This is a genomic window from Streptomyces specialis (assembly GCF_001493375.1).
In the GTDB taxonomy this organism is placed as follows: Bacteria; Actinomycetota; Actinomycetes; order Streptomycetales; family Streptomycetaceae; genus Streptomyces; species Streptomyces specialis.
In genome coordinates this window covers 65,620-78,695 of record NZ_LN929897.1, presented here as the reverse complement: position 1 = coordinate 78,695, position 13,076 = coordinate 65,620, and the positions used below count along the sequence as shown (strand labels likewise).

12 protein-coding genes, 1 tRNA gene and 1 pseudogene are annotated in these 13,076 nt (G+C 73.6%); 8 read left to right on the top strand and 6 right to left on the bottom strand.

Annotation, left to right across the window (positions count from 1 at the left end; genetic code table 11):
• Positions 1 to 60: 60 nt before the first annotated feature.
• The 3 genes and pseudogenes from BN2279_RS22935 to BN2279_RS22925 form a co-directional block, all read left to right on the top strand.
• A pseudogene (locus BN2279_RS22935) lies at positions 61 to 1,291 on the top strand (amidohydrolase family protein); the annotation flags it as partial.
• Between the two features lie 19 nt (positions 1,292 to 1,310).
• Entirely contained in the window at positions 1,311 to 1,982 is a 672-nt protein-coding gene (locus tag BN2279_RS22930) for an NAD(P)H-binding protein (protein WP_059012821.1), read from the top strand.
• 139 nt (positions 1,983 to 2,121) lie between these two features.
• The gene (locus tag BN2279_RS22925; RefSeq protein WP_234348095.1) at positions 2,122 to 3,243 is read left to right on the top strand and encodes a sialidase family protein; all 1,122 of its coding nucleotides are present in this window, start codon (positions 2,122 to 2,124) and stop codon (positions 3,241 to 3,243) included.
• A gap of 108 nt (positions 3,244 to 3,351) precedes the next feature.
• On the opposite strand, the gene BN2279_RS22920 is transcribed toward BN2279_RS22925, so the two are convergent.
• On the bottom strand, positions 3,352 to 3,951 hold the full coding sequence (locus tag BN2279_RS22920) for a helix-turn-helix domain-containing protein (RefSeq protein WP_104531125.1): 600 nt from the start codon (positions 3,949 to 3,951) through the stop codon (positions 3,352 to 3,354).
• A 144-nt stretch (positions 3,952 to 4,095) separates the two neighbouring features.
• Between BN2279_RS22920 and BN2279_RS22915 the strand changes: the two genes are divergently transcribed.
• On the top strand, positions 4,096 to 5,082 hold the full coding sequence (locus BN2279_RS22915; RefSeq protein ID WP_059012815.1) for an alpha/beta fold hydrolase: 987 nt from the start codon (positions 4,096 to 4,098) through the stop codon (positions 5,080 to 5,082).
• An 86-nt stretch (positions 5,083 to 5,168) separates the two neighbouring features.
• Here BN2279_RS22915 and BN2279_RS22910 read toward each other — a convergent pair.
• Positions 5,169 to 5,250: transfer RNA gene (locus BN2279_RS22910), tRNA-Tyr, on the bottom strand.
• A gap of 136 nt (positions 5,251 to 5,386) precedes the next feature.
• Here BN2279_RS22910 and BN2279_RS22905 point away from each other — a divergent pair.
• From BN2279_RS22905 to BN2279_RS22890, 4 genes are all read left to right on the top strand, one after another.
• Positions 5,387 to 5,875 (top strand): YajQ family cyclic di-GMP-binding protein, encoded by a 489-nt coding sequence (locus tag BN2279_RS22905; protein WP_059012813.1) that lies wholly within the window; start codon positions 5,387 to 5,389, stop codon positions 5,873 to 5,875.
• 110 nt (positions 5,876 to 5,985) lie between these two features.
• The gene (locus BN2279_RS22900; RefSeq protein ID WP_059012811.1) at positions 5,986 to 6,648 is read left to right on the top strand and encodes a GOLPH3/VPS74 family protein; all 663 of its coding nucleotides are present in this window, start codon (positions 5,986 to 5,988) and stop codon (positions 6,646 to 6,648) included.
• Between the two features lie 100 nt (positions 6,649 to 6,748).
• Positions 6,749 to 7,855, top strand: a complete 1,107-nt coding sequence (gene corA / locus BN2279_RS22895; RefSeq protein WP_059013613.1) for a magnesium/cobalt transporter CorA — start codon at positions 6,749 to 6,751, stop codon at positions 7,853 to 7,855.
• Between the two features lie 24 nt (positions 7,856 to 7,879).
• Complete coding sequence (locus BN2279_RS22890) at positions 7,880 to 8,497, top strand: DedA family protein (protein ID WP_059013612.1); 618 nt, start codon at positions 7,880 to 7,882, stop codon at positions 8,495 to 8,497.
• Between the two features lie 20 nt (positions 8,498 to 8,517).
• On the opposite strand, the gene BN2279_RS22885 is transcribed toward BN2279_RS22890, so the two are convergent.
• The 4 genes from BN2279_RS22885 to BN2279_RS22870 all read right to left on the bottom strand — a co-directional run bounded on the left by BN2279_RS22885 (position 8,518) and on the right by BN2279_RS22870 (position 13,072).
• The gene (locus tag BN2279_RS22885) at positions 8,518 to 8,919 is read right to left on the bottom strand and encodes a YccF domain-containing protein (RefSeq protein ID WP_059013611.1); all 402 of its coding nucleotides are present in this window, start codon (positions 8,917 to 8,919) and stop codon (positions 8,518 to 8,520) included.
• A 15-nt stretch (positions 8,920 to 8,934) separates the two neighbouring features.
• Positions 8,935 to 9,795: a zinc metalloprotease HtpX gene (gene htpX / locus BN2279_RS22880; protein WP_059012809.1), complete on the bottom strand. Its 861-nt coding sequence runs from the start codon at positions 9,793 to 9,795 to the stop codon at positions 8,935 to 8,937.
• 143 nt (positions 9,796 to 9,938) lie between these two features.
• Positions 9,939 to 11,441, bottom strand: coding sequence for an NADH-quinone oxidoreductase subunit N (locus tag BN2279_RS22875; RefSeq protein WP_059012807.1), 1,503 nt, complete (start codon positions 11,439 to 11,441; stop codon positions 9,939 to 9,941).
• The gene (locus tag BN2279_RS22870) at positions 11,438 to 13,072 is read right to left on the bottom strand and encodes a complex I subunit 4 family protein (protein WP_059012805.1); all 1,635 of its coding nucleotides are present in this window, start codon (positions 13,070 to 13,072) and stop codon (positions 11,438 to 11,440) included. Before BN2279_RS22870 ends, BN2279_RS22875 begins: the two co-directional genes overlap by 4 nt.
• Positions 13,073 to 13,076: the final 4 nt, after the last annotated feature.

Genomic DNA, 13,076 nt, shown 5'->3' with positions numbered 1-13,076 from the left:
TCTGACCCGTAAGGCGAAATCCGTAAAGGCCGGGACAAGCGCCCTCTAGGCTCGCACGCGATGCCAGAGCGCCTCGTACTCAGTGGACCACGGCTCGTCGACGGCCGGACCGTCGACGTGCGGCTGAGCGGCGGCCGGATCGAGGCGGTGGGCACCCCCGGCAGCCTGTCCCCGCCGGACGGGGACGGCGGGGCGCGCCTCGACCTCACCGGCTACCTGCTGCTGCCCGCGCCCGTCGAGCCGCACGCCCATCACGACACGGCCCTGACCGCCGCCGGGACGGGGACCGCGCCACCGCCCGACACCCCGGGCGACCTGCGCCGCCGCGTCACCGAGGCGGCGCTCGCCCAGCTCGGGCACGGCGCCACCGCCCAGCGCAGCCACGTCCGGGTCGGGGACGCGCTCGGGCTGACCGCGCTGGAGGCCGTCCTGGACGCCCGGCGCGCGCTGCGCGGCTTGGCGGACCTGTCCACCGTGGCCGCGCCCCGGCTGCTGACCGGCCTGGCCGGCGCCGACAACCGGGCCCAGACGCAGGACGCCGCCAAGCTGGGCGCCGACGCGCTCGGCGGCTGCCCCGACCTCGACCCCGACCCGGCCGGGTCCCTCGACGTCCTGCTGGACGTCGCCGGGGAGCACGGCCGCGCCGTGGACCTCCACACCGAGGGCGACGACCCGGCTCGGCTGGCCCGGCTGGCGTCCGCCGCCGCCGCGCACCGGCCCGGGGTGACGATCGGCCCCTGCACCGGCCTGTCGCTGCTGCCCCCGGCCGTGGCGGCCCGCGCCGCCGACCGGCTCGCGGCGGCCGGGATCACCGTGGTCTGCGTGCCGCAGGGCCCGTGCGCGCTCTCACCGGGCCACCGGCCGGTACGGGCGACGACGCCGGTGCGGCTGCTCACCGGTGCCGGGGTCCGCGTCGTGGCGGGCGGCGGGGCGTTGCGGGACGCGGCCAACCCGGTGGGGCGCGGCGATCCGCTGGAGGCCGCGTTCCTGCTGGCCCCGCGGGGCGGGGGCGGCGCGGGCGGGGCGCACGCGGCGGGCGGCGGGCGGGCGCGCGGCGCGCTGGGGCTGCCGGAGGTGCGGATCGACGCGGGGTTCCCCGCCGAACTGCTCGCGGTGCGCGGCGAGACGGTCGCGGAGGCGCTGTCCCTGGCGTACAGCCGGCTGGTGATCCACCGGGGCCGGATCGTGGCACGGCCGAGCGCGGTGCGGGAGTTCGGCGACCCGCCGCCCTCGCCGCCCGGCGGGCCGGCGCTGCCCCGTCAGGCGACCGGATAGGGCCGTCGGCGCGGGGCGGGCGTACGGTCGGGGCCATGCGCACAGTGATCGCTGGAGGACATGGCAAGATCGCCCGCCGCCTGGAACGGCTGCTCGCCGGGCGCGGGGATCAGGTGGCCGGGCTGATCCGCAGGCCGGACCAGGCCGGGGCCCTGCTCGCGGCCGGGGCCGAGCCCGTGGTCTGCGACCTGGAGTCGGCGGGCGTGGACGACGTGGCCCGGCACCTGGAGGGCGCCGACGCCGCCGTTTTCGCGGCGGGCGCGGGCCCGGGGAGCGGGGCGGCGCGGCAGGACACGGTGGACCGGGCGGCGGCCGTGCTGTTCGCGGACGCCGCCGAGCGGGTCGGGGTGCGGCGGCTCGTCGTGGTGTCGTCCATGAACGCGGACGGGGAGCCGCCTCCTGGCACCGACCCGGTGTTCGCGGCGTACCTGCGGGCCAAGAGCGCCGCGGACGCCGAGATCCGCGCCCGCTCCGGGCTGTACTGGACGATCCTGCGGCCCGGCCGCCTGACCGACGGGCACGGCACGGGCCGGGTGCACCTCGCGGAGAAGGCGCCGCGCGGGGACGTGACCCGGGACGACGTGGCGGCGGTGCTGATGGCGCTGCTGGACACGCCGGGCACGGCCGGGCTGACGCTGGACCTGACCAACGGCGGGACGCCGATCCCGCAGGCGGTGGCGGCGGTCCTGCCCCGCCCGCCGGGCTGAGGCCGCGCGGCTCGCCGGGTGCCCGTTGGTCCGTCTGGGCTAAGGTCCGGGCATGTTCCGCTCCTCCCGGGCCAGACGGGTACTCGTGGTGTCGGCGGCGGTGGCCGCGGTCGGTGTGACGGCGACGGTGGTGAGGGTGATGACGGATTCCGGGCCCGGCTCCTCCCGGGCGGCGTGCGTGTCGTCCGTGCCGTTCGCCGCGGGCGAGGGCGGCTACGACACGTACCGCATCCCGGCCGCGGTGACGACGCCGGACGGCACGCTGCTGGCGTTCGCCGAGGGCCGGGTCGGCGGCGCGGGCGACTCCGGGCACATCGACGTGGTGGTCCGGCGCTCGCTGGACGGCGGCTGCACGTGGGAGCCGCTGACCGTGGTGGCGGCGGGCGCGGGCGACACCCGGGGAAACCCGGCGCCCGTGGTCGATCCGGCGTCCGGACGGGTGGTGCTGCTGACGTCGTTCAACGGCGGCGGGGTGACCGAGGCCGACATCATGCGCGGCGCGACGGCGCCGGAGGACGGCCGCCGGGTCTTCACGCAGACGAGTGACGACGACGGCCGGACGTTCACCGCGCCGCGGGAGATCACGGCGGACGTGAAGCTTCCCGACTGGCGCTGGTACGCGACCGGTCCCGGCCACGGCGTGGCGCTGACGGCCGGGGAGCACGCGGGGCGGCTGGTGATCCCCGCCAACCACTCGGCGGCGCCGCCCGCCGGTTCGGACGACACGGGCGAGGAGCCGCGGTACTACGGGGCGCACGCGCTGTTGAGCGACGACGGCGGCGAGACCTGGCGGATCGGGTACGTGGACGGCTCGTACGACGGGACGATCAACGCCAACGAGTCGTCCGTCGCGGAACTCCCCGACGGGCGGCTGTACTTCAGCGCCCGCGACCAGAACGGCGCGGGTCCGGGGAACCGCGCGGGCGCGTACTCGGCGGACGGCGGCGAGACGCTGGAGGGCGGCGGGTACGCGGCGCAGGGCGACCTCGACGCCGTGCCGGTGGTGCAGGGCAGCGTGGTCCGGCCGGACGGCGGCCCGCTGCTGTTCACCGGCCCGTCGGACCCGGACGCGCGGGGGGCGCTGACGGTGTGGCGCAGCGACGACGGGGGCGGGACGTTCACCGAGGTCCTGACGCTGTCGTCCGACTCGGCGGCGTACTCGGAGCTGGTCGTGCTGGCCGACGGCACAACCGGCGTCCTCTTCGAGACGGGCACCGCCGGGCCGTACGAACGGATCGAGTTCCGCCGTATCGACATCTGACCGGACCCGGGAGCGGCGTGGGAACGCGGGGGGCGCTCCCCTGGTCCACCGCCGGGCCCACCGCCGAGGGGCCCGACCGGAGCCTTGAGGCCGTTCGTCCGTTGCCCGCTACCGGGCGCTGGGGGCGGGCGGGGTGCGCGGTCGCAGGCGTTCGCCCTGCGGCCCGAACATGATCAGGTACTCGACCGGGCCGCCGGAGCCGGCGTTCGCGAGCCCGTGGGGACTGCGGGTGTCGAACTCGGCGACGTCCCCGGCACTCAGGACCAGGTCCTGGTCGCCGAGTGCGAGCCACAGCCGTCCGTAGAGGACGCACAGCCATTCCCAGCCGTCGTGGGAGACCTGCCGGGGCCGCGCGGGCGGCTCCTGGACGGCGGGCAGGACGTGTTTGTGGGCGTGCAGGCCCCCGACGTACCGGGTCAGCGGCAGCACCGCCTTGTCGTCGCCGGAACGCCGGCGCGCGGGGGTGCGGGGCTCGGCGGCGGGGGCGGTGCCGGCCAGCTCGTCCAGGGAGACGCCGTACTCCTTCGCCAACCGCACCACCGCTTCCAGGGTGGGCTTGCGCCGGCCGGTCTCGATCCGCGACAGCGTGCTCGGGGAGAGACCGGTCGCGCGGCTGACGCCGGTGAGCGTGGAGCCGCGGCGTTCGCGCGCGGCCCGCAACCGGGGGCCCATCGCCGCCGGCGTGTCGGCCACGTCGTCGCCTGTCACCCGCTGCGCCCCCTTCCGGACGTGCCGCTCCACCATCCTCTGCTGCGAGTTTGCCAGAGTGGCAAGGGTGATCGCGGCGGACGGTCGCCGCGCCGCATCATCGGTGCGTACCCGCGTCCACCCGCGAGCCGAGGAGAAGCCCCCATGCACCTCGAACCTTCCGCCGCGCCCCGCCACCGCACCGTCGAGGCCCCGGCCGGGCGCCTGCACCTGGTCGAGCAGGGCACCGGCCCGCTGGTCCTGCTCGTGCACGGCTTCCCCGAGTCCTGGTACTCCTGGCGCCGCCAGCTCCCCGTCCTCGCCGCGGCCGGCTACCGGGCGGTGGCGATCGACGTGCGCGGCTACGGCCGCTCCTCCAAGCCCGCGGCGATCGACGCCTACCGGATGCTGGACCTGGTGGAGGACAACGTCGCCCTCGTGCGCGCCCTCGGTGAGGAGAACGCGGTGGTCGTCGGCCACGACTGGGGCTCCACCATCGCCGCCACCTCCGCCCTGCTCCACCCCGAGATCTTCCGGGCCGTCGCCCTGCTGAGCGTCCCGTACGCGCCGCCCGGCGGCCCCCGCCCCACCGACGTGTTCGGCCGGATCGGCGGCGCCGGGCAGGAGTTCTACGTCTCCTACTTCCAGGAACCCGGCCGCGCCGAGACGGAGATCGAGCCGGACGTGCGGGGCTGGCTCGCGGGCCTCTACGCCGCCCTGTCCGCCGACACCATGCCCGCCCGGGGCGAGCCCGACCCGCACTTCGTCGCCCACGGCGGCCGGCTGCGTGACCGTTTCCCCTCCGGCGTCCTCCCGGCCTGGCTGACCGAGGACGACCTCGACGTCTACGCCGGAGAGTTCGAGCGCACGGGCCTGACCGGCGCCCTCAACCGCTACCGCAACATGGACCGCGACTGGGAGGACCTCGCCCCCCACCGCGGCGCCCCGATCAAGCAGCCGTCCCTGTTCATCGGCGGCGCCCTGGACGCCTCCACCACCTGGATGGCCGACGCTGTCGACGCCTTCCCCACCACCCTCCCCGGCCTGACCGCCTCTCACCTCCTGGAGGGCTGCGGCCACTGGATCCAGCAGGAACGCCCCGAGGAGGTCAACCGTCTGCTGACCGGCTGGCTCAACACCCTCACGGGCTGAACCGGCAGGCGCGCCCGGCGGCTTCGCCCCATGACAAGAGGGCCCCTGACCTGCTGATTCGCAGGTCAGGGGCCCTCTTCGTCGGGTGGCGGCGCCAGGGTTCGAACCTGGGTAGGCTGAGCCGGCAGATTTACAGTCTGCTCCCTTTGGCCACTCGGGCACACCGCCTCGCAACGCGGTAAACGATACCTGATCGCGGGGGGTGGTCCGCCACTCGGTTGTGCGGGGTGGTTCGGGGTAGCGGGTGGCTAGGCTGTGCGCCGACCAGCCCGATGAGCCCGAGTACGAGGAGCCTGAAGACACCATGGCCGACTCCAGTTTCGACATCGTCTCGAAGGTCGACCGGCAGGAGGTCGACAACGCGCTCAACCAGGCGTCGAAGGAGATCTCCCAGCGCTACGACTTCCGCGGCGTCGGGGCGTCCATCGCGTGGTCCGGGGAGCGGATCGAGATCCGGGCCAACGCCGAGGAGCGGGCCCTGGCGGTGCTCGACATCTTCCAGTCGAAGCTCATCAAGCGCGGCATCTCGCTGAAGGCGCTCGACTCGGGCGAGCCGCAGGCGTCGGGGAAGGAGTACCGGCTGTACTCCACCGTCAAGGAGGGCATCTCCACCGAGGACGCCAAGAAGGTCACCAAGCTGATCAGGGACGAGGGCCCCAAGGGCGTCAAGGCGCAGGTGCAGGGCGACGAGCTGCGGGTCAGCTCCAAGAGCAGGGACGCGCTCCAGGAAGTGCAGCGGCTGGTGCGGGAGGCCGACTTCGACTTCGCCGTGCAGTTCGTCAACTACCGCTAGGCGCACCCCCGCCGCCGGGTCCGGCGGGGTGTCCGCCCCACCGGCGGGTGGGTACGGCTTCCCCGGGTGCGGGCAACGTCCGGCACATGGCCAGAGGGGAGCCGTGAGGAATGGACATCACGCTGGGGGAGCAGCTTCTGCTGCTGTCGCTGGACGACGAGTCGGGGGCCGAGCGGGAATCGACGCGGGTGGCGTGGGCCATCGCCGCCGCGTCGCTGGTGGAGCTGGCCCTCGCGGGGCGGATCGACATGACGGACGACGTGGTCGCCGTCCGGGACCCGTCCCCGGTCGGTGTCCCGGCTGTCGACGCGTGGCTCGCGGAGATCGCCGGCCAGGAGAAGCCGGAGCGGACCGAGCCGTGGATGCGCCGCCTGCTGAAGAGCGCGGTGGCCGGGGCGGGTGACGGCCTGAAGGAACGCGGGCTGGTGCGCGAGGAGGTCCGGAAGGTGTTGGGCCTGTTTCCGGTGCGACGGTATCCGGAGGCGGACGGATCGGTGGAGGCGGCGCTGCGGGAGCGGCTGACCGGTGTCGTGCTCGGCGGGCAGGTGCCCGACGAGCGCACGGCCGCGCTGATCGGGCTGCTCCACGGCGCGAGGCTGCACCGGCTGGCGTTCCCCGCTGCCGACCGGCGGGTGGTGGAGAAGTCCATGGCCGAGGTGGCGCGCGGGCAGTGGGCGCCGCCGGCGGTGCGCCGGGTGCTCGACGCGGCGGACGTGGCGCTGACGGTGATCATCACCGGCACGGTGGCGGGGACCACGATCGGCGGGACCTGATATCGGCACGGAAGGGGCATGAAGCGGCCTTCCCAGGTCAGACGCCGGAGCGCAGGCATTCATAGACTGGCGCTGATCTCAGGAGGTCCCCGTGTCCGTCATGCGCAACCTTCGCAAGGCCATTCAGCATCCCTTGGGGCGCCCGGAGAACGTGGCGGTCAGGAAGGTGGATCTGAGCCATCCGGCCCGGTCGCCCCTGGGGACCGCCGTCGTCAACTGCGCGGCCTACCGCCACGGGGTCCGCCAGGACGGCCACCGGTCGCCCGAGGAGGCGCTGGCCTACGTCCGCAGGCGGCCCGGGCGCGGGTTCGTGTGGATCGGGCTGCACGAGCCGGACGAGGCGGAGTTCGAGGGGATCGCGGACCTGTTCGGGCTGCACCCGCTGGCCGTGGAGGACGCGGTCCACGCGCACCAGCGGCCGAAGCTCGACCGGTACGACGACACGCTGTTCATGGTGCTGAAGACGGTCCGGTACGTGGAGCACGCGCAGCTCACCGCCACCAGCGAGGTGGTGGAGACCGGCGAGATCATGATCTTCATCGGCAAGGACTTCGTGGTCACCGTCCGGCACGGCGGCCACGGTTCGCTCGGGCCGCTGCGGGAGCAGTTGGAGGCGGATCCGGAGCATCTGGCCAAGGGGCCGTCCGCCGTGCTGCACGCCATCGCCGACCATGTCGTGGACCACTATCTCGACGTCTCCGAGGCGGTCCGGGACGACATCGACGAGGTGGAGCTGTCGGTCTTCGCCGACATCCCGGGGCGCGGCGGCGATCCGGGGCAGATCTACCAGTTGAAGCGCGAGCTGATGGAGCTGAAGCGGGCCGTGGCGCCGCTGGACCGGCCGCTCCAGCAGTTGTCGGAGAACGGGCTGCCGATCATCGACCCGGACATCCGGCGGTACTTCCGGGACGTCGCGGACCACCTGTCACGGGTGAGCGACCAGGTCACCGGCTACGACGCGCTCATCGACTCGATCCTCCAGGCCAACCTGGCGCAGGTGACGGTGGCGCAGAACGAGGACATGCGCAAGATCACGTCGTGGGCGGCGATCATCGCCGTGCCCACCATGGTCTGCGGCGTCTACGGCATGAACTTCGAGCACATGCCGGAACTGGGCTGGTCGTTCGGCTATCCGCTGGTGTGGGCCGTGATCCTGGTTTCGTGCTTTTTGCTCTACCGGGGCTTCCGGCGCAACGGATGGCTGTAGGGACCGGCGGTTTAGGCTGTGCCCGTGGACAACGCCATCCTCGACGCGATCGAAGGCTTCATCGCCACCCCGTGGGTGTATGTGGCTCTCTTCGCCGTCGCGAAACTCGACGGCTTCTTCCCCGTGGTGCCCAGCGAGACCCTGGTGGTCACGCTGGGGGTCTTCGCGGCGGCGGACGGCAATCCGAACCTGGCCCTCATCATCATCGTGGCGGCGCTCGGCGCCTTCGCCGGGGACCACATCTCCTACCTCATAGGCCGGAAATCGGGCGACCGCATCTACGCCCGGCTCAAACCCGAGGGGCGGACCCGGAAGGCGTACGACCACGTCGGGCACATGCTGGAGAAGCGCGGCGGCATCATGCTGATCATCGCGCGGTACATCCCCGGCGGCCGGACCGCCGCCACCCTGACGACCGGGGCCACCAAGTACCCGCTGCGCCTGTTCTCCGCCTACGACGCCATCGCGGCCGTGAGCTGGGCGGTCTACTCCGCGATGATCGGCTTCATCGGCGGCGCGGCGTTCGAGGAGAACCCGCTGCGCGGCGTCGTCCTCGGGCTCGGCCTGGCCCTGGCGCTCGCCGGCATTCACGAGGGCGTGCGGATCATCCGCGAGCGCCGGGCGGCGGCCAAGGCCGGCTGAGCGGCCGGGGGGCCGGGGGTTCAGGACCAGCGGTAGCGGGGGTAGGGGTCGCTCGTCGGCACGATCTCGCGGCCCAGCGGCATCAGCGAGACCGGCACCATCTTGAAGTGCGCGATGCCGAACGGGATGCCGATGAGGGTGACGCAGAACGCGATCCCGGCGACGATATGGCCGATAGTGATCCAGATACCGGCGACGATCAGCCAGATCACATTGCCCACGCCGGACGCCACGCCCGCGTCCCGGCGCTCGGTCACCGTGTAGCCGAAGGGCCACAGCGCATAGCCCGCGATGCGGAAGCAGGCGATGCCGAAGGGGATGGTGACGATCAGGACGAAGCAGATCAGCCCCGCCACGGCGTAACCGAGGGCTATCCACAGGCCGGAGAAGATGAGCCAGATCAGGTTCAGAAGAGTCTTCACGCCCACAGCATGGCGTCAGAACCGGCCGCCCGCCATGCGTTCCAGCCGGGCGACGCGCTCGGCCATCGGCGGGTGCGTCGAGAACATCCGGGCCAGGCCCTCGCCCCTGCGGAAGGGGTTGGCGATCATCATGTGGCTGGCCGTTTCGAGCTGGGGCTCGGGACGCAGCGGGCGGGCCTGGGTGCCCGCCTCCAGCTTGCGCAGGGCGCTGGCCAGACTCATCGGGTCGCCGGTGAGCCGGGCGCCGGAGGCGTCCGCCTCGAACTCGCGGGAGCGGCTGACGGCGAGCTGGATGAGCGAGGCGGCGACCGGGCCGAGGATCAGGACCAGCAGCATCCCGAAGATGCCGGGCCCGTCCTCGTCGTCGCGGCCGAAGGGGATCAGCCACGCGAAGTTGACCAGGAACATGATGACCGAGGCCATCGCGCCGGCGACCGACGCGATGAGGATGTCCCGGTTGTACACGTGGCTCAGCTCGTGGCCGATGACGCCGCGCAGCTCCCGCTCGTTCAGCAGGCGCAGGATGCCCTCGGTGCAGCAGACGGCCGCGTTGCGCGGGTTGCGGCCGGTGGCGAAGGCGTTGGGGGCCTCGGTCGGGGAGATGTAGAGCCGGGGCATCGGCTGCCTGGCCTGTCCGGCCAGCTCACGGACCATCCGGTACAGCTCGGGGGCCTCGAACTCGCTGACCGGGCGGGCGCGCATGGAGCGGAGGGCGAGCTTGTCGCTGTTCCAGTAGGCGTAGCCGTTCGTGCCCAGCGCGATCAGCAGGGCGATGACCAGTCCGGTCCGGCCGAAGAAGCTGCCGATGACCAGGATCAGCGCGGACATGCCGCCGAGCAGGGCGGCTGTCCTCAGTCCGTTGTGCCGGCGGTGCACGGTGTGCCCTCCAGGTAGCGCAGGCGGGGGTGTCCGGAAGGGAGCCGGATGTCGGAGTTCCTTCCACCAACAGTGGACACTCCCGATGGGCACAACGCCATACGGGGGAAATCCGTTCCCCTCACGCCCCGCACGCCTCGCCCCTAGAGCATCGCTCCCGAGGCGAACGTGAGGATGATCTGCGGGGCTCCGGACAGGACGACACCGACGAGCGCGGCGAGGACGATCGCGCCGGTCAGGGGCGCGGCGGGCCGTCCGGACCCGGCGGTCTCCCCCGGTCCGGCCTCGGTCGCGGCGGGCCCGCGGAACAGGTACGCCGTCCAGCGCAGGTAGTAGTACAGGGCGACGGCGACGTTGACCGCCATCACCACCGCCAGCACCCCGAGGTCGGCGTCGACGGCCGTCTCGAAGACCGCGACCTTCGCGAAGAGCCCGATGATCCCCGGCGGCAGCCCGGCCAGGCAGAGCAGGAAGAACGCCAGGGCGAGCGCGGCGGCCGGCTGCCGCGCGTACAGCCCCCGGTAGTCCGCGATCCGGTGCGCGGACCGCTGCCGCGCGACGTGCGCGGCCACGGCGAACGCGCCGAGGTTCACCACGCCGTACATCAGGGCGTACGCCACGGCCGTGCCGATCGTGTCCGTCGCGTACGCCGAGGCGGCGATCGGGACCAGCAGGTAACCGGCCTGCCCGATGGAGGACCAGGCCAGCAGCCGGACCGCGCTGTGCGGCGCCTCGGGGTCGGTGCGCAGCGCGGCGACGTTCCCGGCCGTCATGGTGAGCCCGGCCAGCACGCCCGCGACCGGCCCCCACAGGTCCCCGTAGCCGGGGAAGGCGAGGGTGGTGACCAGGACGAGACCGGCGACGCCCGCCATCTTGCCGACCACCGACAGATAGGCCGCCACCGGCAGCGGGGCGCCGACGTATGTCTCGGGCACCCAGAAGTGGAACGGCACCGCCGCCGCCTTGAACGCGAACGCGACCAGGGTCAGCGCCACCCCGGCGTCGACGAGCGTGGCGAGCCGGGGGTCGGCCGTCGGCAGGCCCGCCGCGATGCCCTCCAGGTAGAGGCTGCCGGCGCCCGCGTAGACGAAGCTGACGCCGAGCAGCCCGACGGCCGTGGCGGTGACGGACGACAGGAAGAACTTCAGCGCCGCCTCGGGCCCGGCCGAGCCGCCGCGCCGCAGCGCGACCAGCGCGTACGCCGGGAGCGTCGTGACCTCCAGGGCGATGATCAGGGTGGCCAGGTCGCGGGCGGCGGGCAGCAGCGCGGCACCGGCCGCCGAGGACAGCAGCAGGAACCAGAACTCACCGCCCGGCACCGCGCCGTCCTCCGTCTCCGGGATGGACAGCAGCGCGGCGAGGAAGGCGCCGCCCAGCACCAGCAACTGGACGGTGACGGCGAACCGGTCCGCCGCGTAGGAGCACAGGTCCGGGTCGCCGGGCAGGCAGAACGTGGCCCGGTCGCCGTCCCGCAGCGGCAGCAGGGCGAGCAGGGCCACCGCCAGCGCCGCCGCCGCGCCCCAGCCGAGGAGCGCCTTGCGGGCGGCGGGCAGGAACAGGTCGGCGACGAGCAGGGCGACCGCGGCGACGGCGGCGATCACCGGGGGCGCGATGACCGCCCAGTCGACGGTCTGGACGAGGTTCATGGAACGACTCCCGGCAGGAGGCTCTGCACGGCGGGATCGGTGAGGTCGAGCAGCACGGCGGGCCACAGCCCGGCGAGCACGGTGAGCGCGGCCAGCGGCACGAAGGCCGCGTACTCGTAGCCGCGCAGGTCGGGCAGGTCGGGTGGCGTGTCCGCGCCGGACGGGCGCTCGCCCATGCAGACGCGGCGGACGACGAGCAGCATGTACGCGGCCGTCAGCAGCGTGCCGAACGCGGCCACCGCCAGGTAGGTGAGGAACGCGGGCCGGCTGAGCCCGGCGGCCGGGTCGAACGCGCCGACCATCGCCAGCAGCTCGCCCCAGAACCCGGCCAGCCCCGGCAGCCCGAGGGAGGCGACGGCGGTGAACGCCAGCAGCCCGCCGAACCTCGGCGACCGCCCGTACAGCGCGGCGCCGTTCTCCCCGGCGAGCCGGTCCAGGTCGGTGGTCCCGGTCCGTTCCTTCAGGGCGCCGACCAGGAAGAACAGCAGCCCGGTGATCAGGCCGTGCGCGACGTTGGCGAAGAGCGCGCCGTTCACCCCGGTGGGGGTGAGGGTCGCGACGCCCAGCAGCACGAAGCCCATGTGGCCGATCGAGGAGTACGCCACCAGCCGCTTCAGGTCGCCGCCCGCGCCCCGGGAGCGGGGCAGGGCGGAGCCCTTCCGGCTGGGGTGGTCGGGCGACGGGCGGACCAGGGCCAGGCAGGCGAGCGAGCCGTAGACGATCCCGGCCACGGCGAAGGCGCCGAGGTACGGCGCGAAGGTCGCCATGCCCTCCGGCGCGATGGGCAGCGCGATACGCACCAGCCCGTAGGTGCCCATCTTCAGCAGCACCCCGGCCAGCAGCACGGAACCGGTGGTGGGGGCGGCCGTGTGCGCGTCGGGCAGCCAACTGTGCAGCGGCCACATCGGCGTCTTGACCGCGAACCCGATGCCGAGCGCCAGGACGGCGAGGAGCTGCGTGGTGTGCGTGAGCCCGTCGCCGTGCGCCTCGGCGAGGGCGACCATGTCGAACGTGCCGGCCCGCACGCCGATCAGCAGCAGACCGAGCAGCATCACCACCGAGCCGAGCACGGTGTACAGCACGAACTTCCAGGCCGCCGCCGTCCGTCCGGCGCCGCCCCAGCGGGCGATGAGGAAGTACATCGGGACGAGGACCGTCTCGAAGGCCAGGAAGAACAGCATCAGGTCGAGCACGGCGAACGTGGCGAGCGTCCCGGCCTCCAGCAGCAGCAGGAGCGCCACGAAGGCCGCCGGTCGCGGGCCGTCCGGCGGCCGGAAGTAGCTGTGCAGGGCGCACAGGAACGTCAGCAGCGCGGTCAGCACCAGCAGCGGCAGCGAGATGCCGTCCACGCCGAGGTGGAGCCGGATGCCGAGCGCCGGGATCCAGCTCCTGTCGGTCTCGGCCTGGATCGTTCCCGGGTCGTCGTGGTCGAACGCGGCGGCCAGCACCAGGGTCGCCACGAACACCAGCCCGGTGACGGTGACGCCGTGCCGCAGCACGTCGCGGTCCGGGCCGTGCCGGCCGCGCAGGCCGGGCGGCGCGGGCAGCAGCGCGGCCACCGCGCCCAGCAGCGGCAGGACGACGACGGCGACCAGGAGCAGCCGGGTCGCGGTCTCGTTCATGCTGATCATGGGC

Bases quoted from the DNA above. Each gene is read 5' to 3' on its own strand.
- BN2279_RS22900 (WP_059012811.1), top strand. From the start codon at position 5,986: ATGGACATCACGCTGGGGGAGCAGCTTCTGCTGCTGTCGCTGGACGAC.
- BN2279_RS22870 (WP_059012805.1), bottom strand. From the start codon at position 13,072: ATGATCAGCATGAACGAGACCGCGACCCGGCTGCTCCTGGTCGCCGTC.
- BN2279_RS22915 (WP_059012815.1), top strand. From the start codon at position 4,096: ATGCACCTCGAACCTTCCGCCGCGCCCCGCCACCGCACCGTCGAGGCC.
- corA (WP_059013613.1), top strand. From the start codon at position 6,749: ATGCGCAACCTTCGCAAGGCCATTCAGCATCCCTTGGGGCGCCCGGAG.
- BN2279_RS22925 (WP_234348095.1), top strand. From the start codon at position 2,122: ATGACGGATTCCGGGCCCGGCTCCTCCCGGGCGGCGTGCGTGTCGTCC.
- BN2279_RS22905 (WP_059012813.1), top strand. From the start codon at position 5,387: ATGGCCGACTCCAGTTTCGACATCGTCTCGAAGGTCGACCGGCAGGAG.
- BN2279_RS22930 (WP_059012821.1), top strand. From the start codon at position 1,311: ATGCGCACAGTGATCGCTGGAGGACATGGCAAGATCGCCCGCCGCCTG.
- BN2279_RS22875 (WP_059012807.1), bottom strand. From the start codon at position 11,441: ATGAACCTCGTCCAGACCGTCGACTGGGCGGTCATCGCGCCCCCGGTG.